The following is a 23730-nucleotide window of genomic DNA, read 5'->3' as shown; positions in this document are numbered from 1 at the left end:
CGCCGCCGCAAGTTGCGTGTGATCTGGGGGCCGAACTTGGCGATCCAACGACGAACTGTCTCGTATGATACGTCGATTCCACGCTCAAGCAGCATTTCCTCAACTTCACGCAGACTAAGGTTGAACCGCAGATAAAGCCACACCGCATGAGCAATAATCTGTGGCGGAAAACGGTGACGCTTGAAGATGATATCTGATGTCTGCATCGCCAAAATTTACGCCCAAACCGTCAGGCAGGCAACTGTAGCCCAGTTAACGTGACAACACCCTTTCGACTTGCTTTTTGAACTCGTTTCCACGAGGATTCCTCCCATGAATATATAGTGGATAAAATAGAAAGGCTTTCTCCCGACAGCCTTTACCGACGCCGGAAAACCGGCGCTCTTTTCTCCTTGAAAGCCGCGCGCCCCTCCTGCGCATCAGCAGTCGCAAAGCAGATCGTCTGAAGGTCGCGCTCGTATTCGATGGCTTTTTCGATTGGCATCGAAACCGCTGCCTTGAGGTTGAGTTTCGCGGTTTCCGCGGCAATCGGCGCGCGCGATGCAATCACGTTGGCAATCTCGCGTGCGCGTATAAGAAGATCCGCCTGCGGCGCGACTTCACTCACCAACCCCCAGCGCTCCGCCTTCTCGGCTGAAATCGGGTCGCCTGTCATAATCATCAATGCTGCATTGGATGCGCCAATGGAATGCGCCAGATGGGCGGCCATTCCCCCACCACCGATCCAGCCGAGCTTGATCTCGGGTGCCGCAAATTGCGCGTTATCAGAAGCAATGCGGATATCGCAAGACATCGCGGTTTCAAGCCCGCCACCAAAGGCATAGCCATTGACGGCCGCAATCGACGGCTTGAGAAGCGCGCGGAATGCATCGCAGTAATCCGGCCGATTGCGGAACTGCCACGGCGTCTCATAGGTATCGAGTTCGCGAATGTCCGAGCCCGCACAGAATGCACGTTCTCCAGCACCCGTCAGAATAACGCAACGGATCGTGTCGCTGTCGTTGCATTCGGTCACGGCTGCGACGATGGCATCGGCCATTTCCGGAGTCACGGCATTGAGTTTTTGCGGACGGTTTAATGTGATGACGGCAACCGCGCCGTCGATTTCGAATTTGATATCTTCAGTCATGGAAAACTACCTTTCACCGCCATGCACGCGCGAAGCGGCGTAGAGAGTTTGCAACTCATTCAACACTGCAGATGCCGGGCGGCGTTCATCGAAAGCCGCCCCCAAAAGCGCTGAAGCCGTGCCCTGAAACGCGACGTAGCCATCATGGCGCGGGCGCACATAAGCCTGTTCCAGCGTGTCCGCTGTGTTGCGATAGAAATTGCCCCATCGCCGGTTCACGCGCTCATCGTGCCAGGCGTCGCGGCGCGATGGCTGGCCTTCATGATCGGGAATGAACCCGGATTGGGCTTCACGGCTCATCAGCCACAAAAGATGGGCTTTGAGCGCCGAGGTGATGTTTGCACGGCGCGAAACACCAATGCCCGTGCCGCCCAATGTCGAGCCAGGACGACCACCAGTGGCGACCCGTGGCGCATTGTGAAATGCGACAGACTTTCCACTTCGCGGCGCGGCATAATTCACATAACCATAGACCAGGGGGCACAATGCAACATCGTCATGCTCGGCCATGTGGCCCAATATACCGATGGGATTCTTTTGCCGAACAGACGTTGGGCTGTGCGCCGCAAGTTCTGCCATCAGATCAAAGACCTGCCGCCCGACCTCTTCTGAAACCAATATATCTGGGTCGTCTTCGGCAGGCGGCTCGCCAAATGCGGCAGCGATAGAAAAAAATGACAGACAGGCGTGTGGGCCTGCAAGCGAAAGCGCGACTTTACCGCTTTTTTGCGCGAGGCGAAGCACCTCGTCCCATGTAACAGGAACCGTGTCGACTAGGTCCGGGCGAAGCGCCATGACCTGTGTTGCGGCGTCGAGTGGCAAGGCCCAGTGCCTGCCCGCAAAGCGATAGCTCGTCAAGGACGGGCCGATGCTGGCTTCGCCAAGCTTGGCAACCGTTTCATCGTCAAACACCTCCTCAAGTGAAAGCAGGCAGTCGCCGGACACGGCCTCGCCCACATGGGGATGATCGAGCACCACGAGATCGTATCGCGCGCAAAGATCGGCGATCGGGTGGGATTCAAAACCTTCAAGTGGCTGCTTGTCCCAATGGATCTCCAAACCCGCTTTGATGACATCCGGCAATTTTGATGCCGCAGCCAATGCATTGTAGCCACGCGGATGATCCCAGGTGAGAGCTTTGATCACCTGCATTTTAGATTTTCCCCGATACGATGACGCCCGATTGCTCGAGCGCTTCGATCTTGTCCGCCGCATATCCGGCTTCAGCGAGCACATCGCGTGTGTCCTGGCCAGTTACCGGCGCGCCACGGTCCACTGTCGAAGGCGTTTTGGAAAAGCGGATCGGGAAACCCGGCGTCTTCACCTTGCCTTCCGTTGGATGCTCATATTCGACAAACGTGCCATTATGCTTGATCTGCTCGTCATCTACGAGATCCGCATAACCATACACAGGTCCACACCAGATATCAGCTGCGCGAAAAAGCTCCAGCCATTCAGCGGAGGTTTTCGTTTTGAGCTTGTCGCGTGTCTTGGCAAAGATTTCATCGCGGCGCTCCCAGGTGTCCACCTCATCACTCATGGTGAGAAAACTGTCTTCGCCGATCACTTCACCGAGTGTTTTCAGCTTCGGAAAAGCGACTATGATAAAGCCGTCAGAGGTTGCAAAAGCACCGTAAGGCGCCCGGATATAGACATGGGCATGTGGCTCTGCCGAACGGGTTTGCGGCTTGCCACCGACGGTGAAAACCGAAAGTTCCTGCATCTGAATGGTGGTGATCGCATCGAGCATGTTGACCTGCACCAACTGTCCCTCCCCCGTACGCTCGCGATGGAGAAGTGCTGCAAGCGCGCCTTCAAAAGCAGTATATGCGGTGATGGCATCCACCAGATATTGGCCGGCGGCGGTTGGCGGCTCGCCCTCACGGCCTGCCGAAAGCATAGCGCCCGACATACCTTGCAAAACGAGATCCTGTCCCGGACGATGGACATAAGGACCATCTTCGCCATAGCCAGAGATCGAAACATAGATCAGCTTTGGATTGATCTTGGAAAGCGACTCGTAATCGACGCCAAGACGCTGTGCGACGCCCGGACGATAGTTTTGCAAAAACACGTCGGCGGTTTTCACAAGGTCAAGAAGCACCTGTTTACCGTCTGGTGATTTGAGATCGACCGCAAGCGAACGCTTGTTACGGTTGAGCGACAGGAAAGAGACATTAACGCGATTGCCTTCGGCACCGCCCGCCGCCACGTGGCGCTGCCATTCGCCTGTCGTCGGCTCAACCTTCACCACATCGGCACCAAGATCGCCCAGCCGCTGCGCTGCAAATGGTCCCGCCATCGCAATTGAACAATCCAGCACACGATAGCCTGATAAAACACCCATGGCAGCTCCACTCCCTGCTCAAATCCATTTGCGTCAGAACCTATCCAATATTTTTGCCTTGTCTAGAGTGAGCGCTAACATTTTTATATTCATATCCTCATGATTTATGCGATAGTGTCACAAGATGGTTTAGCGCTAACATTTTTCAATTGACGTAATGGCGCATATGTGAATAAAGTTTTTACAAGTGAACGGGAAGTTCACACCGGAGGAGAACACATGACCAGAATTTGCTCAGGCCTTGGCCTGCAGGCACTCACACTCGCCATTTTGTCGGCATCTGCGCTGAGCGCGAGTGCGCAAAACCAGGACCGCGCGACACTACTCGGCGCCCTGCCAACCGAAATTCAAGCACTTTATACCGATGTGGTTGAAGTTGGCCCTTCGGCTTATGGTGATTTCAAAGCGCCAGCCAAGCCATGGCGTTGGTGCCATTCGGAATCCTATATGGGCAATCCGTGGCGTGTGACCTTCAATAACGAACTAAAGCGCCTTGTGGATGGTGCTATCGCCGCAGGCGATGTGTCTGAATATGTTGTTTCAGACTCCAATGGTGATGCCACACAGCAGATTTCGCAAATTCGCGCCTTCATCGAGCAGGGCTGTAATGTCATCACGACGATTGCCGGTTCTTCCACCGCACTCAATACAGTGATTGACGATGCCTATAAGGCTGGCATTCCGGTTATAACGTCCGCTGGTTCCGTAACGACCCCGAATGCGATCAATGTCATGCACAACCAGAACCTCTGGGGCTACCAGATGGGCAAAGGCATTGCGGAAGTGCTCAAAGATGGCGGCACCGTCCTTCAGGTTGAGGGCATTTCCGGTCATCCGCTTGTCCAGCAGGAAAATGCCGGACTTGAAAAAGCCGTTGAAGAGTCAGGCAATCTCAAGATTGCTCGTAAAGTGAGCGGCGAATGGACCGGCACGACAACGAAATCCGCAGTGCTTCAGGCACTTGCCACCACACCGCAGCAGATTGATGCAGTCTGGTCCACAGGCAGCGAAGCACGCTTTATTGCGGAAGCCTTCCAGCAGGCAGGCCGTCCGCTTCCCTTGATTGCTGCTTCCATTTCAGGCGATGCACTTGGCTACTGGAATGCCAATCAGGACACATTCAAGTTTTACGGCGGTGAAGTATCACCGCATGTTGCAGCCCAGAACGCTTTCCGGGTCGCATTACGGGTTCTTGAAGGCCAGAAACCGTTCGTCAACACGATCATCGCTCCGATGCCGCTTGTGACGCAGGCCGACCTTCCAAATTGGTACAAGGACTGCATGAAGCCGGATTCCGCGGCCATCTTCCCGATACCGCCGCAGGATCCATTCCCGGAAGAACTGCTTAATGGCTACTTCTCGAACGGACGCGCCACCGCACTTTATGATTTCGCGAAAGTTCCAGCTTCCTGCTCCAAGTAAGGTTTGCAGGACGACGCGCTGAACAACGTCATTGCCAAGATCAATTGGTCCAGATCGCTTGGCCCAAACCATTGGCAATGATCTTCGCTTATCGCATGCAGAAAGTCATCTCATTATGCCAGACTCTGAGCATCCCCCGCTGGGCACATCCAGCATACACAGGCTGCTTGCCGAAGCGGGGCTGCCCAACATCACGCACGCTCCGGTCATGTCGCTACAGGTGGAGAACCTTGAAAAGCGTTATGGCGAAACAATTGCGCTCACAAATGCAAATGTGACTTTCAGCCATGGCGTTCATACGATCCTGGGGGAGAACGGATCGGGCAAGAGCACGATGCTGAAAATACTGTCTGGCGTGGTCGCACCCACGCATGGGCGCGTCATTCTCAACGACAAAGCCGTCTCGGCCAGATCGCCTGCAGATATGAAGGCATTGGGCCTTGCCACGGTTTTTCAGGAAGTTTTGATCGCTCCGCATCGTTCGGTGGTCGAGAATATCTTTCTCGGATTTGACGGGCTCATTACCCGTAAAGTCAGCAAATCAGTACGCGAAAAGGCAGCCCGCGCAGTTCTGTCAAAAATTGCACGCTTTCCGATCGATTTGCACGCAGCGGCTGGCAGCCTGTCACTAGCAGCACAGCAGCTCGTTGTGATTGCGCGCGCCTTCATCAGCCGTCCTTCGATCCTGCTTCTCGATGAAGCAACGGCAGCGCTCGACTATGCAGATCGTGATCTCGTCTTTGAAACAATCGAAGATTATGCTGCATCCGGGAATATTGTGATCTTCATTTCGCACCGGCTGGAAGAGGTGAAACGCCTTTCCGATGAGGTCACGGTGCTGCGCAGCGGCCATGTTGTCGATACGCTCGAAAGGCAGCAGATCAACAGCCAGATCCTTCTGGAACTCATGGCGCCGGAGGCTCATCTCCATGTTGAATGATCACATCATTCTTACCTATGAAAATCTCGTGCTCGCGCCGGGGCGCAAAGCGCTGTCCGGCACAATCCGCGCCGGTGAGATAACCGGACTTGCAGGTCTTGAAGGCCATGGCCAGGAGCAGTTTCTGCTGGCGCTTGCAGGCTTCAATCAGCCTCGTCATTCAAAGGTCGAAATCGTCACCCGGTCCGGCGAGCAGAGCGCCTATAGCAATCATCACAATGCAGCCAGATGCGGCGTAGTTTATTTGCCGCGTGACCGGCGCGCGACCGGCATTTTCCCGGTGCTTTCCGTACTCGATAATTTTGGTATGCCTTCCATGCCACGCTTTTCATGGGGTGGCATCCTCAACCGCCGCAAACAGAAGGAAGAGCTGCAGCGCTATACCGAATTCCTGTCGATCCGCTATCCGGCAATGGACGCGCCGATCACGGCACTCAGCGGCGGCAATCAGCAAAAAGTGCTGCTCGCGCGGCTTCTGGCGCTCAAACCGCGTGTGATGCTGCTCAACGATCCGACACGCGGCGTTGATCTCAACACCCGCATGAAATTCTATGAAGCGTTCCGTAAACTCGCCCGTGAAGAAGGTATCGCGCTCGTCATCCTGTCGAGCGAAATCGAAGAAATCCTGCAAATCTGCGACAGCGTTTCAGTGTTCCGCGATTATGAATGCTCAAAAACCATCAGCAAATCCGAAATGTCGATGTCGGGCGTCCTTGCAGCCATGTTCGGGCAGGATGAGGTGGAGCTATGATCTTAACCGACAACAAAAGCGGCTTGCGGCGCATCTTCTGCGGCAGTCAAGAAACACGGCTCGCCGCAATCCTTTTCATCATTCTGCTTGTCATCAATATTGTGCTTAACCCGGTACGCTTTGCGCCGTCAAACTGGGGTTCGGTGTTGGGGCTTGCAGCGCCGCTGCTGCTGACTTCGCTTGCAATTACCATACCGTTTCTTGCCGGGCGCGGCTCGATTGACATTTCTGTTGGTCCGCTCGTGGGTTTGATCAATGTCATTCTCGTTCAGATACTGATCATAAAAGGCGGCATATCCTCGTCCTTCATCATTATCCCGGCAGCAATTGCACTCGGCATTCTAGCTGGCGCATTAAATGGCCTTCTGGCAGCGATCATTCGTATTCAGCCAATTGTTGCAACGCTTGGAACCTACTTGATATTTGGCGGGCTGGCGCTCGCCATCCTGCCTTCTCCATCTGGTTCGGTGCCCGCATGGCTGTCATCTTTGGCGGGTCCATGGTCCATTCTGCCAGTGGGCGCTGCGGTTCTGATATGGATCGGTATCAAACGCCTGCCTTTCTATGAGACGCTTATGGCCGTCGGCAGCGAGGATCGAGCCGCCTACACCGCTGGTGTCAATGTTCCGCTCGTGCGCTTCATCGCCTATGTGCTGGCCGGATTGTTCGCAGGACTGGCAGCATTGTCACTCACAGCGCTCATTGGCTCAGGTGACCCGATCATCGGTCCCGGCTATACGCTGATTGCTATTGCTGCAGTCGCCCTTGGCGGCGTCAGCCTCGCCGGCGGCGTTGGCGGATTAACCGCAGCATTTCTGGGTGCAGCATGTATTTTCCTGCTGCAGAGCATGTTGACGGCCTTCAACGTCTCGACCTTCGTGCTGCAGGCAGTCTATGGCGCAGTCCTTGTTCTGGCTGTCTGCCTCAACTCCGAAAAACTCAAACTCTATTTCCGACGCAAGGTGGCGCAGTCATGATTAAGGCACTGGCTACAAATCGCGCACTGGTCGCCTTCATCGGAGTCCTGCTGGTGTTCCTCTTGGGAGCAACCCTCATTCCGGGCTTTGCCAGCCTTTTCTCCATTCGCGCCATGCTGGTTCTGGCAGCACTGCTTGCAATTGCAGCACTCGGTCAGACGCTGGTGATGATTCTTGGTGGCATCGACCTTTCCATTCCGTTTGTGATCGGCTTTGCCAATGTTGTCTTCGCCAGCCTCTACGGCGATGGAATGTCACCGCTTTTGGCGGGTGTGATCGTGCTGGCGTCAGCGGGGCTGATCGGTGCGTTTTCCGGCGCTTTATCGGCAGCGCTTTCCATCCACCCACTGATTGTCACGCTTGGTGTCGGAACGATGGTTCAAGCGGGCGTACAAATTTGGACACGCGGCTTGCCGACAGGTTCGGCGCCCGCTTTCATCAATGATTTCGTGTCACTGGGTGGCAGCATCGGGCCTTTGCCATTCCCTTGGCTGATCCCGTTTACAATTTTGCTTACCCTTGGCACCGTCTTTGTGTTGCGCCGTACGATTTATGGCCGCAAGCTTTATGCGCTGGGCTCAAATATCAAAGCCGCCGAACTGGCGTTAATCAGACCGGTTGCGATCTGGGCGATCACCTTCGGTCTGAGCGCCGTGTTTGCAGCGCTTGCTGGCATTCTTCTGCTCGGCTTCACCGGCTCATCAAGTGCCACAGTGGGCACGCCCTATCTTTTCCAAACGGTCTCTGCGGTCGTTGTCGGCGGAACCGCGCTGATCGGCGGGCGCGGCGGATTTGTCGGAACGGTGGCTGGCGCGATCATGCTGATGGAATTGCGCACATTTCTCATCGGCATGGGCTTTTCGGATGCTATGGTCCAGTCGGCACTCGGCGTTCTCATCCTGCTTCTGGTCGCGGCCTATGGTCGTGATCGCCATATCCGCAACCTTATCTGAAGGAGAACCCGTTGGACGAGCGGCTTGCACGGACAATTGACGCCATCAAAGCATCCGGTGCCGATTGGGGCGTTTTCACCAGCCCCGATGGCATCGCCTACGCTTCGGGTCATATCGTTTCCATTGAAGCGGGACCGTCACCCTTTGCGGGTGGACCTGCCATCGCACTGGTTGGCAAAAACGGCGAATGCGGACTTGTCGTCACCAATCTCGAAGCAGATACGCCAAGCTGGGCACAGACCGTTCTCGCATATGAAGGTTTCTCATATAAAGAGCCGGCCGACATTTTTGCCAACTATCTCACTGCCGCGAAGGAGCTCTTCAACAAGTTTGGTGTCGGCGGAGCAATTGCGATAGAGCAGAACAGCTTCCCATTGTCCTTGCTCCCACTTATCGAAACATGCCGTCGTGTGTCGATTGACGATGCTTTCAAGCGCCAGCGCATGGTGAAAACAGCAACTGAGATCGCGCTATTGCGTGAGGCAGCGCTGACCGCTTCCGCCGGGCAACGCGCGTGTATTGAGCACAGCAAAGCAGGCCGCAGCGAGCTTGAAATATTTGCCGACATAAGGCTCGCCATGGAAAGCAGAGCCTGCGAACGCCTGCCGCTCACCGGCGATTTCATATCCGGCAAAACCCGCACATCGGCATTCATGGGCTGGCCGACAAACCGCATCATTGCCACCGGCGACCCGCTCATCTGCGATCTCGCACCGCGCGTCAAAGGCTATTGGGGCGACAGCTGCGCATCGGCAATGCTGGGCAAAACAACTGACGGATTTGAGAAGCAGTTCAAAGCCGTGAAATCGGCACTTGATCTGGCAATCGAAATCATCCGCCCAGGCCTTGGCATCGGTGAACTGGATCTAAAATTGCAGGCCCATATCGCAGCACATGGCTATGGCTATGCTCATCATTCCGGACATTCTATCGGCACATCTGTCCATGAATGGCCACGGCTTGTCAGTTATGAAACTGAGCCTTTCCGGAAAGACATGGTTGTGATGGTGGAACCCACCGCCTTCGATCCGGACACTGGCGGCGTTCGGCTCGAATTCATGCTGCATGTGACCGAAAATGGCTGCAAAGTGCTAACCGACTTCGAGCATCAGATGGTTATTTAGCCACTGGCCCTAATCTTGAGTTCGAAACCGACGTCGACAATCGTTTTTGTCGATGTTTCGCCACGCATGGCTTCAAGCAAAAGCTCACCCGCCTGCCGTCCGATTTCCGCGGAAGGTACTGCAACTGTCGTCAATGGCGGCAGCAGATGACGCGAAAGTTCAAAGTCGCCAAAGCCTGTAATCGCGAGGCGTTGTGGCACCTTGATACCAATGCGCTGTGTCTCCAGAAGCGCGCCGGAAGCAAGAATATCACTTGAAAACATGACAGCATCGGCTTCCGGATATTGAGCCAGCGCCCGTCGCAGAAGATCGACACCCGAAGCCATGGCAATCGGCATTTCGGTCGCCACCGTGATGCGTGGCTTTTCATCCGGGAAATGTTGCTCCATTGCCGCTTTGAATGCGGCACGGCGTTCAGCAGCACGGCTGTCGCCTTTCCGAACCACACCGGCAAACACAATATAGCGCCGACCCGTATTGATCAGATGACTGACCATTTCGGTGATCGCCGCCGTATTGGAAAATCCCACCAGTCGGTCAATCGGTTTATCGGTAAAATCCCAGCCCTCAACAACAGGAATTTCCGCACGTTTGAGCAATGCGACACTGCGCTTGCTATGGTGTGTGCCAATCACAAAAACACCATCCGGACGCCGCCCGAGGAGGCTACGAACGATTTCTTCCTCCCGCTCCAGTCGGTAATCGGTATTGCCTAAAAATATCTGATAACCGGCCTGATGCAGAACGTCGGAAAAATGCTGGATCGTATCAGCAAAAACAGACGCGGACAGCGTGGGTATGATCGCCGCAACCGTATTGCTTTTATGCGATGCAAGATGGCTTGCCGCGAGATTATGAACGTAATGCGTCTTCTCGATTGCATCCTGAATAAGCTTCCGCTTTTCAGGCATCACGGAATCCGGAAAACGCAACGCGCGCGAAACGGTCTGCATGGAAACCCCTGCAGCCGCGGCCACATCCGCCATAGTCACGCCAGAACCTTTGCGGCGCTGCTTTCGTGATGTTGGGGCTTCAACGCTCACAGATAGAACGGCCTGACACAGACGGGAGTGCCTATTTCGATGCGTTTGCCCGTATGGGTCAAATTTCCCGTCTCCTTGTTGATTGCGAAGATCGCAATGCAATCTCCATTCTGGTTTGCGACCAGAAGCCAGTCGCCATCCGGTGTCAGCGTAAAATTACGCGGTGTCGCGCCGCCCGTAAAGCTATGACCGATTTCAACAAGGCTGCCATTCTCCTGATCCACACGAAATGTAGTGATCGAGTCATGACCGCGGTTGGAACAATAAAGAAAACGACCGTCCGGCGAAAGATGAATATCCGCTCCGTGCGACTGAACATCCGCTGGCGCTGTCGGCAAGGTCTGAACAAGGCGCATGTTTTCACCGTCACGCACAACCAGCGAAACCGTGTTATTCAGTTCATTGGAGACATAGACAAAGCGGCCATTCCGATGCTGGGCGATATGGCGCGGACCAGCCCCGGACGGGGTCGCGACACTGCCAACCCGCTTGAAACCGCGCTCACTATCAAGGCGATAGGCGATGATCTCGTCAAGCCCAAGATCGGCGGACAGGAACATGCCGCCTTCCGGTGTTTCGACCACACAATGCGGGTGGCTGCGTTCCTGCCGGTCGACGACAGGCCCAAGCTTACCCTCGTGACGAATGCTATGTGCAACCGGCCCGAGGCTACCGTCAGACAACACTGGCAATGCAACAAGCGACTGATCAGGCCCGCCCGATCCCATCGCATAATTGGCGACAAGCACAAACTTTCCGTCCACTGTCACGGTATTATGCGCAGTTATGCTGCCTAGGGCACCCTGCTTGTTGAGATAAACAAGTTCACCCTTTTCAGCATCAAAGCGATAGGCACTGACCGTCCCCTCGTGCCAGCTGAACACTTCGGAATTTGCATAGATCACCCCTGTATCCGGCGCGACGCTCAAGAATGTTGGATTGTCGACGGAAGATGTCGCGCATATATGCGATGCATCTCCTGTCGTCGTATCGAATGCGTAGATGGAAAGACCTTCGCCACGCGCACCCTGAAAATAAGGGGCTTCGCGATTAAGCGACCCGACCGCCAGATAAAGCTTCCTCACGCATTCCTCCAATGCAAACTCTTTCCTTAATGCATCACCCATCCGCCATCGACATTCAAGGTCTGCCCGGTGATAAATCCTGCTTCATCAGAGGCAAGGAACATCAAAGCCGAAGCAATATCCCGCGATGATCCGCGGCGCTTAACAGCCTGATGCTCGAGCACGAATTTCGTGTAGCCTTCAGGATCGGGATGGATTTTCTCGGCATCCGTTGGAAATGCGCCCGGAGAGATCGCATTGACGGTAATGCCATAAGCGCCGAACTCGCGTGCCCAGGCGCGCGCAAGCCCGATGAGCGCGCCCTTTGATTGCACATAAGGCGAAAGGAGTGCCCAGCCGCCATAGGCAGTCACGCTAGCGATATTGATAATACGACCCCACCCCTTTTCACGCATATGCGGCAGCGCCACCTGAACGCAGACAATGCCCGCATCGACATTGATGTGCTGCACTTTCTGCATTTCCTCAAGTGTATAGTCTTCAAACGACTTGGATGGATAAATCGCAGCATTGTTGATCACGATATCAAAGCCACCGGCCTCGCGACTAATTGCCTCCAATGCAGGTCGAAGTGCCTGCAAATCCGACAGATCGAGCGCGTGGATCGAAAGTCCGCTAAGCCCCTCTGCCTTGCCTTTCAGTTCCTCAATCTTTCTCGGTTCATGATCGATAGCCACAACCCGCGCGCCAGCGCGCAGAAAATTGAGCGTAGTTTCAAGACCGAGGCCACCGGCAGCACCCGTGTAGAGAATGGTTTTGCCTGCAACGGAAAACGGCGGTGATGCGGTCATGAGCGGCCTCCAATAGCAACGTGATTGCCGGATGGCACCGGATAATCCTCTATTGGCTGTTTCGCGATTGCAGCAATGCGTGCTTCTGTTTCCGCGATGCTCGCTGCATCCCCCAGAATACGGAACGTACTGTCGTAACAACGCTCTTCGCCGTGTTCGAGCCACATCAGCTCGCCGCGATCACGGGCAGCACCATGTCCCAGAACGTGATTGGTCGCAGGCTCGATGCCGAGCGCATATTGCCCGGCCTGCAGATTCTGCCACTCATACATGCAGGGGAACTGATCCTTGCGGGTAACGACTTCAAAACCGATGCCCAGCTTGTCATTGACCAGCGCGACCGGCACTTCGCCATTGGCGTCAGCCTCCATTTCATGCTGCCAGACCTGCTCATGAAATTGCATTTGCGGCGCAGGCAGTGTATGATAGCCGACATTCTGCTTCTTGTAATCGTCTCCCGCATGCGCCGCCCAGACCACATCCCTGACAGGTGCTAGATAGCGCGAGCCGTCAGCCAAAACCGGATGACCGACATTGATGTGATAGCAGTACATATGTGGAGTGCGATAGAAACTGCGATTGATCACGCGATCCGTCAGCTTGATATCGTTTGTACCGGCCTTGATTTCGATGCGGCGTGTCAGTTCGAGATGCTCACCGAACACGGTTCCCTGTGTGACGACACCCTCGCACCAGAGATAACATTCGTCGCCTTCCCAGCGCTCACCATAGCCAGTCAGTTTTGCAGGAATAGTCCCAACACGGCCATGAATGGAGTGCTTGATCGTCTGGCGCGGCTTGTAATTATAATGGTCCGCCGCCTCCTCATGCATGAAGAGGATATGGTCAAGACCGCATGTCACCATCAGGCCGGAGAAAGAACGCATCCAGCCAAGACCACCCTCGCCCTCATATTCATGCAGTCCCGGATGGCGGAAGCCGGACGGCGAGTGCCAGCCGATGGCCATGCCGCGATAGTCGCAATCAGCAATATCGAGTGCGCGGTCAACAAGAACGGTGAAGCGCAAGCCAGTGCCGGAACGGAACTCCAGCATTCTTATGCCGCGCTCCACCCCGTCTTCAAGCACCATCAGGCGAACGCCTGCAAACTGAGCAAATGAGCCACTGCTCGCGGCAATGTCGCGACGCGACCTCGCCTCTCCATAAAGCTTCACCATTTTGGCACCTTAAATGCTGCGGCATACAGCCATTTCACTCAAAGGCGGCCAGTGTCCAAACACTTGTTTATAGCACCAGCCGCTCCACCTCGCCCCAGGTGGTATTAAAGTCCCTGCGCACGCAGCTTTCCGTCGAGGAACTTCTTCGCGCGCGGCACATCGGCCTCATCGAGATGTTCGATGATCATCGGAATATTTGGGTGCTTCTGCGCAAGGCGCTTAAGGTATAGGTCGTAGTTTAGCGAGCCGAGACCCGGCGCTGGCAGTTCGATTTCGCCAACGCCACGGAAAGTATGGCTTTCAAGTGCATCGGCGTCGCCGATATCGGCATGTTTTTCAGTCTTGTCATCGCCGGAACGTTTGACATCCTTGGCATGACCGATCTTGATCTTGTCGCTCAATGTATCGAACACCTGGTTGAGAATTTCATCCATCCGGTCGATATTGTGCGTTTCAAAATAATTGGTTGGGTCCATCAGCAGGCCAAGGCCCGGATGATCGACCTGCGCAAACATTTTCACTGTTTCCTCGACCGAACCGACGACGTTGTTCACATAAGTTTCGAGCAGGAACATCGCGCCGTGATCGTAAGCAAACTGCGACAGATCAGCGATGACCTTGCGGCATTCTTCAAAACCTTCTTCGGTCTTGTTCTTCGGGTGATGAACCCAATCAGATTCAGTGTTGTAAGTGCCGGTTTCTGAAATCACATAAGGCGTGCCGAGATACTGCGCATGGCGGATAATCTCTTTGAGATAGCCCATGCGACGCTCGCGCTCTGCCTTGTCCGGATGAATGATGTTCGTATAACCGGAAATGCAAGAAATAGGCAGATTGTGATCGCGAAATGTCTCGCGGATTTTAATGCACTTGTCCTTGGTGATCTGCCCGGCGCTCAGATCAATATCCTTGAAATGCATGTCCAGCTGGACCGTATTGAAGTCAAGCGCACGAATTTTTTTAGCTGTTTCCTCAAGCGAATAGGGGAAATAGCCACTGAAAATACCCACCTGCATCATGATCGAAACCCTCCCGTTATGATACTCTGTTAATCCGCATCTTTCCCGAAAACCGCTTCGCGCTCTTCGGGATGTGCTCGTTTAATTGATTGATATCTCGGACAATTTGACAGTGCGGCCTTCATCGATCGACTTATAGCCAGCTTCAATGAGTGCGACCGTCTTCACATTATCCGCTACTGAAAGCGCTGGCGTTTCGCCAGACTGAATGGCGTATTGCAGCTGCTCCATCACACCGATAAAGGCGTGCGGGAACCACATGGTTTCCCATTTTGGCCTCACCCATCTGCCGTCTGTCGTCTTTTTGGAGGCATAAGTCAGCGTTGATGGCGAACCATCCGGCCAGCCAATCGTGCCCTTTGCCACACCATCCGTACCCTCGACCCGCCATTTGATGTAAATATCGCTGTCAAAGCCCTCTTCGCGCGGCCCCGACCAGACGTCTTCCATTGAAACAGCCATCACACCGCTCGGGAACATCAGCGTTGAAACGGTGATACCGTCCTTGTGTTCAAACTGAGTGCGGGGGTCAGTGCGCGTCAGCGTGGTGATGGTTTCAGGTTCACCAAACAGGAAGCGCAGCACATCGAGATGATGCACGCTCATGTTAGCCAGCGTCAGGCGGTCATAATCTTCCAGAAACCCCTGCCAATGCGGGATGGCACGCATCTCGATTGTCGCCATGACAGGCGCGCCAAGCTCAGCCTTATCGAGAATTTGCTTCAATACGCGCATCGACTGGTCGTAGCGCATGTTCTGATTGACCGAGAGGATTTTGCCAGCCTTCGCTGCTTCATCGCGAAGCGCAATGGCCTCTTCAAGCGTCAGAGCCAGTGGCTTTTGGGCGAGAATGCCCTTGATATGTGGCTGCGCAAGCGCTTTGCGAATGAGCGCAGGCTGCTGATCCGGCGGATAAGCAATATCGATGATTTCGATAGCTTCGTCGCCAATCAGCGCTTCTGGCGTGTCGTGCACTGTGGCGATACCCCAGCGCGCGGCGACCTCTTCGGCCTTTGCCTTGGTGCGTGAGGCGATTGCAGCGACCGTAAAGCCCGCTTCCTTATAGGCAGCAAGATGGCACTCGGCCATGATCATGCCTGCGCCGATACAACCGATCTGGTAATCCCGAACCCGCACCTGCGGATCAGGAACAAAGCCCCGCGCTTCGCTCATTGCAACCTCCCATTTTTATTTCTAAGCCCGGATATCATCGAAAGATCGACAAATGAGCCCGTCCTCATTCGAGGAAAATGCCAACCTCCATTGGCAGCCTGAGGATTAATGAAGATTCGACGCAGCAGTGTCAACATCATATAAAATCATTTTACGTCATTTATCATCATAATTGATCGGTTTTTGGATCATTCCTTTAAATTCGGAAGTTCGCATATGCAGATTAATGATGTTTTTTGATGAGTGATAGCCGAGCCAGAGCCAATTTCATTGGGAAAACAGATGGAGGAACCGAACAAGCCTTGCATTTTGCATAAATCGAAATACATCATTTTCCATCATTTGGGTGAGGAGTGTGATTTTGCGTTCCACGGTGAGCGACATTGCCAGAACAGCGGGTGTTTCCAACGCCACGGTTGATCGCGTATTAAACAACCGCGAAGGCGTGAAAGAGCGCACGCGTGAAATCGTCCTCGAAGCCGCGCGCAATCTTGGCTATCTCCCCGGCAGCGCGCCGCTCAACGCAAATACCACGGACCGCATCAAGCTGGATTTTGTTCTGCCAGCTGGCACAAACACCTTTATCGCCAATCTGCGAGATGAAATTGCGAGACAAGCCTCTCTGCAATCTCAAATCGAGTTGAGAATCCATAGCGTTGAAGGCTTTAACCCTGATACGCTAGCGCTTGCGCTGGAGGACCTTAAGGAACACGCGCAGGGCGTAGGGGTTATTGCGTTGGATCACCCGACCGTGCGGGAAGCGATGCGCTCGCTTGCTTTGTCTGGCGTACATATAGTCACCATTGCGTCCGATATCCTGCAGGTGCCACGCGTTGGCTATATCGGCATCGACAATCGCGCCGCAGGACGCCTTGGCGGTTATATTCTGGGTCGTTTTCTTGGTCGATCCACTGAAGGCAAGATAGCGCTTTTTGCTGGTTCGCTATCCTATCGCGGCCATGAGGAACGCGAGATGGGCTTTCGCCGGGTTATCGCGGAAGAGTTTCCGCATCTCCGTATCGTCGAGCTAAACGAGATCGAAGACAGCAGCGAGAAAGCCTTCACAGAGACCATAGCATTGCTTAAGCGCCATCCAGACCTTGCCGGCATATATAATCTCGGTGCTGGCAATCAGGGTATCGGTCAGGCTTTAATGGATTCGGGTAGATCCGATTCCATCATCTTTATCGGCCATGAGCTGACGCAAGGCACCAAACGGCTTCTTTTGAACGGCGCCATGGACGCCGTCATTGACCAAAACCCGCGAGTGGAAGCGCGAGAGGCTTTGGCCATTTTGACGAGCAGCATCAGAGGTCAACCTTTTGATTCCCATCCGCCACGCATCCAAGTAATATTTAAGGAGAATATTCCAGAGCTTTAGAAGCTCTGTCTATTCCCGATAAAGATGCAAAGGATACCTGTTTCAAAAAACAATTCTAGGTCACTTTCAAGTCGATAGTTTTGAACACGATCCATCAAAGGTCTCACATACATCTAGCTTACCTGCGCACAACACGCTGGGAGCTGGAACAAGGCGAATAACATGGCACTTCAATCAATCTTGCAATGCGCTGATTGCCAGTCAAGAGCACATCATACGCGCATCGGATAGAAACCCGCGACCATTTACTTTTTGATCAAAGCGACAGCGAAGTTTGGATTGCCGCTACGGACGGTAAATCTCAGAATTCGTTGATCAGTCCTTCGTATGCTTTGTTAATCTTTCTCACATCCCGTCGATATTCATCGACGATCCAGTCGCAAATGTCGCGAATGAACCATTCATCCGGTTTGATCGAAGTCACTAGATTACAGCTTCGGCCAGTCGAAACCACAACAGGATGCGATGGAACGAGCGAGCCGTTGGCCAGCAAGGTTGACACTACGCTTAGCCAGCCGATAGCGTTGCCTTGTCCCATCAGCGCGGCCTGTACAACGACATTGTAATCCGAGAATTGAAGTTCCCGGGCTATCTCTTTCAGTGCATTAACGGAATACAGATCTGCCCACCTGAACTGCGACCCGCTAAGAGTGATCACCTGATTCAAACCCGATTGGGACTGTGTCGAACTGGAATCGAAAGCAGGAGATCGCACAGGCAACAGAAGCTCTGGCATAAGTGGAAAAATTCGATACCGGTCATCCACTTTGGGATCGAACCGCATCGCGATATCGGAGTCGTTAACCGGACAATCGAGCGGCCCAATGATCAGTTGCCACTGAATGTCTACATCAGGAAACAGCGCTTGGAATTGGTTCATCCGCGGCATAAACCAATGCGTAGCGAAAGCCCCCGAGACTGATATTCTCACCGTACGTCGCTTCGTTTGCGCATTTTGTCTTAGTCCAGCCAAAGCACGTTCAATGTTTGAAAAGCTCTTCGAGACTTCCGCAAAAAGATCACCTCCATGTTCAGTTAGTTCTGCTCCCCTCGGCGTTCGCTTGAAAAGCTGCATTCCGAGATGAAGCTCCAGACGCCCAATGGTGCGGCTGACTGCGGGACTTGTAACCCCAAGTTCCCGTGCCGCGTTTGCAAATGTTCCGCATCGGACTGCCGCTTCGAAGGCGACGAGTGCGTTGAGCGAGGGAAGGAGCCGTCGAATATGTGACATTACAAAATGTAACCCCAGAGGTGATTATTTTTGGAATTGATGGATTTGTCTCAAGTATCCCAATGTAGCCACACAACTGGCTTTTGCCCGGAACAGGAGAGACAATTCATGGCCTTCGAAAATTTCAAAGTTCTGACTTTTGATATCGTCGGGACCTGCATCGACTTCGAGAAGGGTATTCTGGATGGTTTCCGCGCCGCAGGCGGAGAGGCTGCGAAGACGCTGACTGATGATCAGATTTTCCAGCCCTATCTGAAAGCAAGAGAGAAATTTCCTGGCCGCGCAAGCGAGGTCATGCGCGAAGTTTATTTCTACGCTGCGAAAGAACTTGGACTGTCGGACGACAGCGCGGCAGGGGACAAATTCCAGAGCCACTTTTTTGATTTTCCCGCATTCGAGGATTCCGCTGAAGCGCTCAGACGATTGCGTAGGCACTTTAGACTGGTCGCGATGACTAATTATGATCGTGTCGGCTTCAGCGCCAATTCGAACAAACTCGGCAACCCGTTTCACGACAGCGTCACTGCTGACGACGCCGAGTATCCAAAACCGGATCCGCGCTTCTTTTCCTACAATCTTGGGCGCCAATCGGCATTTGGTTTCAAGCAAGACGAAATCCTGCATGTTGCACAGAGCCAGTACCACGATATAGGCGTCGCTAGAGAGCTGGGGTACAAAGTCTGCTGGATCGAGCGGCGAAAGGGCCTCAAGGGTTTCGGTGGAACACCTGTTCCGAAAGTAGTGACGACACCGGACTTCCATTTCTCGACCCTGCGAGAACTCGCCGATGCTGTCGAAAGCGAGAGAAAATAACTTGTAAGTGAGCCCAGGTATTTTCCAGATGCGAGAACTCGGCCTACCCCGATCTTCGTGGCGTGAGACTGCAACACCACCTCTGAACTGCAAGACATTGGAGGACGACATTGCCGCCGATGTGGTCATTATCGGAGGTGGGTATACGGGCTTGTCGGCCGCCGTAAGAGCAATTGAACTTGGTTTGAAACCTGTTGTTCTCGAAGCAGAAGAAGTCGGCTTCGGCGCATCAGGAAGAAATGGCGGCGTGGTATCAACGAAGTATCGTGTATCACTAAGCGTCATGGCGCAAACTCACGGCAGACAAGTCGCTCAACGCATGAACGCGCTCGGTCACAAAGCGATGGATTGCGTTGAAAGCTATGTCGAGCGATTTCAGATCCGAGAAGCGAATCTGACGAAAACCGGGAACATTCGCTGTGCGCATAACGAGGCCGCCTTCGCGGCGCTCGTGGAAGAAGCGAAGACAATCAGGGACATATTCGGCGATACGAGCATCACAGTGCTTGGGGCGAATGAGGTTGCGACAGAGACCGGAAGTACGCGCTTCTATGGAGGAGTTTTGAACTCCCATGCTGGCACTATACATCCTCTTAGTTACTGCCGGGGTTTGGCCAACGCCGTTCTTTTGGCCGGAGGCCTCATTTACGAAAATAGTCCCGCTCTTCGCATCGCGGAAGAAGGCCCGGCAAAACTCGTTTGTACAAAAGTCGGATCGATCAGTTGCAAACAGATTCTGATCGCAACGAATGCCTATTCCGACATCACGCCTGCCACCGGCAATGTGCGTAAGACCATCATACCGTTCAGGAGTGCGATCATCTCGACGGAAGCGTTGCCCAGTTCTGTTTTTGATGAAATTCTTTGCAACAATCGGAGCTACAGCGAGACGCGAAGAATGATGCGATGGTTCCGACGTAGCGGAGACTGCTTGCTTTTTGGCGGTAGGGGCGCATTCGGCAGAAATGACTCCATGGCCGCCTATGCGACCCTTGAAAGAGCAATGTCTGATATCTTCCCGCAGTTGAAAGACTACGGGATCGTCAATCGCTGGTCGGGGCTTGTTGCCATGACGATGGACAGTCTTCCACAAATCGGGTTGATCGATAAGAATATTGGCTTTTCGCTCGGCTACAATGGAACGGGAATCGCGATGTCGAGCCTTCTGGGACGCTACGCGATTGATCTTTTGCAAGGCGAAAAGCCTGATCTGGCGCTGATGCGGCGCCAGAAACCGGTAGATATTCCATTTTTCTCGATGAGAGCGCCAGCCGTCCGTACAGTAGCCGCATGGTATCAGCTGCTGGATAAATTCGGACGCTGAATACGCTCCCAAAATTCTCAAAGCGAACTGCATACTCTTATTGCGTCCAACATCGCGGAGTGAATGTTGCGACTGGCAAGAGCATCTCCTATCCGGTGAAGCTCAAATCCAGGTCTTTCGCGGATAGGTTGAGGCTTGGCGTCAACCATAGCGCGCAGGTCGGTAACACCGTCGTTTGAAGAATGGGATCGCAGTGCTTCGAAAACTTCGTTGGACGGAACACTCCCCTGCTCCACAACAACATGATCGACCACAATCGTTTCTGTTTCTCGCGTGATATCGTTCACAAGCGTTGCGATCAGTCGATTGTCCTGGCGGTGGACTTCCCTCAAACGTGTTTCGGTTTTGGGATAAAGGCCAAATTTCAGAAAGAGCTTTTTCCAGCGTACCCGTTCGGCATAAGTCAGTTCTTCACAGATTTGGGCGTCTATGGTGACGAATTTCACCTTGGCCCCAAAGCCAACGGCCTTCTCGGCCGCCAGCGGAGCCGGATGTCGCCCGGTGCCATCAAAAACAAGAACTTCACCCGATAGCTTGGACTGACCTGCCAGAATATCCCACGTGGAAATGCATAGATCACCGCCGTGCAGAAGATCAATTTGCGGCATACCGCCCGTTGCTAGCAAAACAACATCGGGATTCTGCGCCAGGATTTCGTTTTCATCAAGATAGGCATTCGTTTGGAGGGACGCGCCGAGACGATTAAGTTCAGCCACGCGCCACTCAACTATGCCGATGAGGTCACCGCGCCACGAACCCTTCGCGCCAAGAAGAAGCTGGCCGCCGAAATCGGATGCCGCTTCAAACAACGAAACCTCATGACCCCGTTCCGCGCATATTCTGGCAGCCTCAAGGCCTGCGGGTCCCCCGCCAACCACGACGACCTTACGTTTGGTGCTTTCGGTTTTAGTAAAGACCTGAGGCAGGACTGTTTCTCTTCCCGTTGCCGGATTATGAAGACACGCGGGACGATGCGGCGACTGGCAATGTGTAGCGCCTACGCATGGCCGGATTTCGCTTTCTCGTCCCGACGCTATTTTACTTGCAAGGTATGGATCAGCGATCTGCGCTCTGGTCATGCCCGCCATATCCATTTTGCCTTCGCGGATAGCGTACCGGGCGGAAGCAGCATCGGAAATACGTGCGGCATGGAATACCGGAATATCGAGCTCCCGGCGGAAACGTCCGACCGGCTCGACCCAAGGTGCAAGCGGCGATCCCATTCCAGGCATAGCGTCTTCCGCGAGACCACGGGTCGTGTCCATCATGCCATAAATCGCATTGAAAAAATCGATCCCGCCAATATCGCGAAGTGCTTGTGCAACCTTCAGAGATTCATCAAAACTCATGCCGCCATCGGGTCCTTCATCCACTGCCATGCGGATACCAACGATGAAATCATCACCGACGGCCTTTCTGATAGCTTCATGCACCATAAGCGGAAACCGCATTCGGTTTTCGAGCGATCCGCCAAAGCGATCGGTTCTGCGATTGGAAATCGGAGACAGGAACTGCCCTATCATGTGACCACCAGCATGCGTTTCGATGCCGTCCAGCCCTCCCTCCTTGCATCGCAGCGCCGCAGCAGCAAATGCCTTCACAACGCGATTAATATCATGGTCGTCCATCTCTCTGGGTATGCTGCGATGAAGCGTCTCACGGAGGGGCGACGGCGCAATCATCGCCAGCCTATCGCCGCCATAACTTTCGCCGCGTCGGCCAAGATGTGTTATCTGACACATGAGTGCTGCACCGTGGCGGTGCATACGCTCGGCAAACTGCTGAAAATGTGGGATGATGTCATCTGTTCCAACATTCAGTTGCCGAAAGACATTCGGGGAATCGATATCGATATTGGAGGATCCACCGAACATCGACAGGGCTATTCCACCCTTGGCCTTTTCTTCATGATACCGTTGATAGGCTTCAAGCGGCAGCCCGCTGACCTCCAGACCACACGCGTGGCTGGTGCTCATGATGCGATTGCGAAGTTCAAGATGCTTGATTTTCAGCGGCTGCAGCAGTGGGTCATTTTTGACACCGTTGGAGGCTTGCTGGTACATCGCTTTTCCCTTTGGTTTATAGAAACCCGTTCACACCTGGCGCTCGGCCTGGCATGTTCCTGATGCTACTGATGATTGTCGTGTCTTAATTCGGCTAGAATATCTGACTTAAGAACTGTTGGGTCCGAGGATCCTTGGCTGAGGTAAAGAACTCTTTCGGTGGAGCATGCTCGACGATCACACCTCGATCCGTGAAGTAGATGTGATCGGCCACTTCGCGTGCGAAGCCCATTTCATGGGTAACCAGAATGCAGGTCATCCCGTCGGACGCGAGTTCCTTTATCGTCGCCAATACTTCCTTGACGGTTTCAGGATCGAGCGCTGCGGTAACTTCATCGAAAAGCATAACGTCAGGACGCATGGCCAGGCTTCGCGCGATGGCGACGCGCTGCTGTTGACCACCTGACAGCTGGCCGGGATACTGGTTTTCCTTGCCAGTAAGTTTGACTTTTGCAATCAGAGCACGCGCCCGTTCCTCAACTTCCTGTTTTGGTTCACGCAGGACCTTGATCGGCGCCATCATGACGTTCTGCAAAACCGTCTTATGCGGAAACAGATTGTACTGCTGAAAGACTATTCCGACCTTTCGCCGCAATGCGAGCTTGTCGAGCTTGGGATCATTTACCTCCTGCCCGGCGACGACTATCGAGCCCTTCTGCACTGGGCTTAGACCATTGATACAACGTATGAGAGTCGATTTGCCCGAACCCGACGGACCGATGACGCAGATCACCTCGCCTTTGCGAACATCAAGACTGATCCCTTTGATAACTTCCAGATCGCCATACGCCTTGTGCACATCCTTTAGAGAAACCAGAGGGGGTGCATCGTTATTCTCTTTATGCAGCATATCTTTTCTCCAGTTTCCTTGTCAGAAGCGCGATTGGATAGATGTATACAAAGAACAGGCAGAGAAGGAACAGATAGAACGGAAAGAGAAATTCCGGTCGTCCGCCCGACGCTTCCATTGCAGCCTGTGCGTTGGC

The 23730-nt window shown here is 53.8% G+C and carries 21 protein-coding genes and 1 pseudogene; 9 read left to right on the top strand and 13 right to left on the bottom strand.

Annotated features, from left to right (window positions below; all coding sequences use genetic code 11):
• From HWD97_RS21715 to HWD97_RS21700, 4 genes and pseudogenes are all read right to left on the bottom strand, one after another.
• Window positions 1-206, bottom strand: a pseudogene (locus tag HWD97_RS21715) (IS6 family transposase); the annotation flags it as partial.
• A gap of 152 nt (window positions 207-358) precedes the next feature.
• Complete coding sequence (locus HWD97_RS21710) at window positions 359-1129, bottom strand: enoyl-CoA hydratase/isomerase family protein (protein WP_112671103.1); 771 nt, start codon at window positions 1127-1129, stop codon at window positions 359-361.
• 6 nt (window positions 1130-1135) lie between these two features.
• Complete coding sequence (locus tag HWD97_RS21705; protein ID WP_112701706.1) at window positions 1136-2281, bottom strand: ABC transporter substrate-binding protein; 1146 nt, start codon at window positions 2279-2281, stop codon at window positions 1136-1138.
• Between the two features lies 1 nt (window position 2282).
• Complete coding sequence (locus tag HWD97_RS21700) at window positions 2283-3476, bottom strand: CaiB/BaiF CoA-transferase family protein (protein ID WP_112701707.1); 1194 nt, start codon at window positions 3474-3476, stop codon at window positions 2283-2285.
• 219 nt (window positions 3477-3695) lie between these two features.
• On the opposite strand from HWD97_RS21700, the gene HWD97_RS21695 reads away from it, so the two are divergent.
• The 6 genes from HWD97_RS21695 to HWD97_RS21670 all read left to right on the top strand — a co-directional run bounded on the left by HWD97_RS21695 (window position 3696) and on the right by HWD97_RS21670 (window position 9643).
• Window positions 3696-4898 (top strand): substrate-binding domain-containing protein, encoded by a 1203-nt coding sequence (locus HWD97_RS21695; RefSeq protein WP_112701708.1) that lies wholly within the window; start codon window positions 3696-3698, stop codon window positions 4896-4898.
• Window positions 4899-5013: 115 nt separating this feature from the next.
• Window positions 5014-5838, top strand: a complete 825-nt coding sequence (locus tag HWD97_RS21690; protein WP_112701742.1) for an ATP-binding cassette domain-containing protein — start codon at window positions 5014-5016, stop codon at window positions 5836-5838.
• Window positions 5828-6589: a sugar ABC transporter ATP-binding protein gene (locus HWD97_RS21685; protein WP_112701709.1), complete on the top strand. Its 762-nt coding sequence runs from the start codon at window positions 5828-5830 to the stop codon at window positions 6587-6589. The genes HWD97_RS21690 and HWD97_RS21685 overlap by 11 nt, the downstream gene beginning before the upstream one ends.
• Complete coding sequence (locus HWD97_RS21680; RefSeq protein WP_112701710.1) at window positions 6586-7566, top strand: ABC transporter permease; 981 nt, start codon at window positions 6586-6588, stop codon at window positions 7564-7566. Before HWD97_RS21685 ends, HWD97_RS21680 begins: the two co-directional genes overlap by 4 nt.
• Window positions 7563-8519 (top strand): ABC transporter permease, encoded by a 957-nt coding sequence (locus HWD97_RS21675; protein ID WP_112701711.1) that lies wholly within the window; start codon window positions 7563-7565, stop codon window positions 8517-8519. Before HWD97_RS21680 ends, HWD97_RS21675 begins: the two co-directional genes overlap by 4 nt.
• Window positions 8520-8530: 11 nt before the next feature.
• Window positions 8531-9643: a Xaa-Pro peptidase family protein gene (locus HWD97_RS21670; protein WP_112701712.1), complete on the top strand. Its 1113-nt coding sequence runs from the start codon at window positions 8531-8533 to the stop codon at window positions 9641-9643.
• On the opposite strand, the gene HWD97_RS21665 is transcribed toward HWD97_RS21670, so the two are convergent.
• The 6 genes from HWD97_RS21665 to HWD97_RS21640 all read right to left on the bottom strand — a co-directional run bounded on the left by HWD97_RS21665 (window position 9640) and on the right by HWD97_RS21640 (window position 15932).
• A complete protein-coding gene (locus tag HWD97_RS21665; RefSeq protein WP_286164907.1) occupies window positions 9640-10629 on the bottom strand; it encodes a LacI family DNA-binding transcriptional regulator in 990 nt (329 codons plus the stop codon). The two genes, HWD97_RS21670 and HWD97_RS21665, sit on opposite strands and share 4 nt — an antisense overlap.
• Window positions 10630-10682: 53 nt before the next feature.
• The gene (locus HWD97_RS21660; RefSeq protein WP_112701743.1) at window positions 10683-11771 is read right to left on the bottom strand and encodes a lactonase family protein; all 1089 of its coding nucleotides are present in this window, start codon (window positions 11769-11771) and stop codon (window positions 10683-10685) included.
• A 26-nt stretch (window positions 11772-11797) separates the two neighbouring features.
• On the bottom strand, window positions 11798-12562 hold the full coding sequence (locus HWD97_RS21655) for an SDR family NAD(P)-dependent oxidoreductase (RefSeq protein WP_112701714.1): 765 nt from the start codon (window positions 12560-12562) through the stop codon (window positions 11798-11800).
• Window positions 12559-13740 carry an aldose 1-epimerase family protein gene (locus HWD97_RS21650; protein WP_112701715.1) on the bottom strand — a complete coding sequence of 394 codons (1182 nt, stop codon included), beginning with the start codon at window positions 13738-13740 and terminating at the stop codon, window positions 12559-12561. Before HWD97_RS21650 ends, HWD97_RS21655 begins: the two co-directional genes overlap by 4 nt.
• Before the next feature lie 104 nt (window positions 13741-13844).
• Window positions 13845-14759, bottom strand: a complete 915-nt coding sequence (locus HWD97_RS21645; RefSeq protein WP_112701716.1) for a sugar phosphate isomerase/epimerase — start codon at window positions 14757-14759, stop codon at window positions 13845-13847.
• An 81-nt stretch (window positions 14760-14840) separates the two neighbouring features.
• Window positions 14841-15932, bottom strand: coding sequence for a Gfo/Idh/MocA family protein (locus HWD97_RS21640; RefSeq protein WP_112701717.1), 1092 nt, complete (start codon window positions 15930-15932; stop codon window positions 14841-14843).
• Between the two features lie 361 nt (window positions 15933-16293).
• Between HWD97_RS21640 and HWD97_RS21635 the strand changes: the two genes are divergently transcribed.
• Complete coding sequence (locus tag HWD97_RS21635; protein ID WP_112701718.1) at window positions 16294-17313, top strand: LacI family DNA-binding transcriptional regulator; 1020 nt, start codon at window positions 16294-16296, stop codon at window positions 17311-17313.
• Between the two features lie 301 nt (window positions 17314-17614).
• Here HWD97_RS21635 and HWD97_RS21630 read toward each other — a convergent pair whose 3' ends face one another.
• Window positions 17615-18544 carry a LysR family transcriptional regulator gene (locus HWD97_RS21630; RefSeq protein WP_112701719.1) on the bottom strand — a complete coding sequence of 310 codons (930 nt, stop codon included), beginning with the start codon at window positions 18542-18544 and terminating at the stop codon, window positions 17615-17617.
• A gap of 108 nt (window positions 18545-18652) precedes the next feature.
• Between HWD97_RS21630 and HWD97_RS21625 the strand changes: the two genes are divergently transcribed.
• Both HWD97_RS21625 and HWD97_RS21620 read left to right on the top strand, forming a co-directional pair.
• Entirely contained in the window at window positions 18653-19357 is a 705-nt protein-coding gene (locus HWD97_RS21625; protein WP_112701720.1) for an HAD-IA family hydrolase, read from the top strand.
• A gap of 97 nt (window positions 19358-19454) precedes the next feature.
• Window positions 19455-20681, top strand: coding sequence for an FAD-binding oxidoreductase (locus tag HWD97_RS21620; protein WP_262077834.1), 1227 nt, complete (start codon window positions 19455-19457; stop codon window positions 20679-20681).
• Window positions 20682-20698: 17 nt separating this feature from the next.
• On the opposite strand, the gene HWD97_RS21615 is transcribed toward HWD97_RS21620, so the two are convergent.
• Window positions 20699-22744, bottom strand: a complete 2046-nt coding sequence (locus HWD97_RS21615; RefSeq protein WP_112701722.1) for an NADH:flavin oxidoreductase — start codon at window positions 22742-22744, stop codon at window positions 20699-20701.
• 94 nt (window positions 22745-22838) lie between these two features.
• Window positions 22839-23594: an amino acid ABC transporter ATP-binding protein gene (locus tag HWD97_RS21610; protein WP_112701723.1), complete on the bottom strand. Its 756-nt coding sequence runs from the start codon at window positions 23592-23594 to the stop codon at window positions 22839-22841.
• Window positions 23595-23730 lie beyond the last annotated feature (136 nt).

It is taken from the genome of Ochrobactrum sp. C6C9, from assembly GCF_022627935.1.
GTDB lineage: Bacteria > Pseudomonadota > Alphaproteobacteria > Rhizobiales > Rhizobiaceae > Brucella > Brucella teleogrylli.
The sequence above is the reverse complement of the archived record's forward strand: the minus strand, read 5'-3'. Positions and strand labels throughout refer to the sequence as shown.

Excerpts from the sequence above, each read along its gene's own strand:
- HWD97_RS21665 (WP_286164907.1), bottom strand. The coding sequence starts at position 10,629 with ATGGCGGATGTGGCCGCGGCTGCAGGGGTTTCCATGCAGACCGTTTCG.
- HWD97_RS21700 (WP_112701707.1), bottom strand. The coding sequence starts at position 3,476 with ATGGGTGTTTTATCAGGCTATCGTGTGCTGGATTGTTCAATTGCGATG.
- HWD97_RS21695 (WP_112701708.1), top strand. The coding sequence starts at position 3,696 with ATGACCAGAATTTGCTCAGGCCTTGGCCTGCAGGCACTCACACTCGCC.
- HWD97_RS21655 (WP_112701714.1), bottom strand. The coding sequence starts at position 12,562 with ATGACCGCATCACCGCCGTTTTCCGTTGCAGGCAAAACCATTCTCTAC.
- HWD97_RS21680 (WP_112701710.1), top strand. The coding sequence starts at position 6,586 with ATGATCTTAACCGACAACAAAAGCGGCTTGCGGCGCATCTTCTGCGGC.
- HWD97_RS21630 (WP_112701719.1), bottom strand. The coding sequence starts at position 18,544 with ATGTCACATATTCGACGGCTCCTTCCCTCGCTCAACGCACTCGTCGCC.
- HWD97_RS21625 (WP_112701720.1), top strand. The coding sequence starts at position 18,653 with ATGGCCTTCGAAAATTTCAAAGTTCTGACTTTTGATATCGTCGGGACC.
- HWD97_RS21705 (WP_112701706.1), bottom strand. The coding sequence starts at position 2,281 with ATGCAGGTGATCAAAGCTCTCACCTGGGATCATCCGCGTGGCTACAAT.
- HWD97_RS21610 (WP_112701723.1), bottom strand. The coding sequence starts at position 23,594 with ATGCTGCATAAAGAGAATAACGATGCACCCCCTCTGGTTTCTCTAAAG.
- HWD97_RS21675 (WP_112701711.1), top strand. The coding sequence starts at position 7,563 with ATGATTAAGGCACTGGCTACAAATCGCGCACTGGTCGCCTTCATCGGA.
- HWD97_RS21685 (WP_112701709.1), top strand. The coding sequence starts at position 5,828 with ATGTTGAATGATCACATCATTCTTACCTATGAAAATCTCGTGCTCGCG.
- HWD97_RS21650 (WP_112701715.1), bottom strand. The coding sequence starts at position 13,740 with ATGGTGAAGCTTTATGGAGAGGCGAGGTCGCGTCGCGACATTGCCGCG.
- HWD97_RS21645 (WP_112701716.1), bottom strand. The coding sequence starts at position 14,759 with ATGATGCAGGTGGGTATTTTCAGTGGCTATTTCCCCTATTCGCTTGAG.
- HWD97_RS21710 (WP_112671103.1), bottom strand. The coding sequence starts at position 1,129 with ATGACTGAAGATATCAAATTCGAAATCGACGGCGCGGTTGCCGTCATC.
- HWD97_RS21690 (WP_112701742.1), top strand. The coding sequence starts at position 5,014 with ATGCCAGACTCTGAGCATCCCCCGCTGGGCACATCCAGCATACACAGG.
- HWD97_RS21615 (WP_112701722.1), bottom strand. The coding sequence starts at position 22,744 with ATGTACCAGCAAGCCTCCAACGGTGTCAAAAATGACCCACTGCTGCAG.
- HWD97_RS21640 (WP_112701717.1), bottom strand. The coding sequence starts at position 15,932 with ATGAGCGAAGCGCGGGGCTTTGTTCCTGATCCGCAGGTGCGGGTTCGG.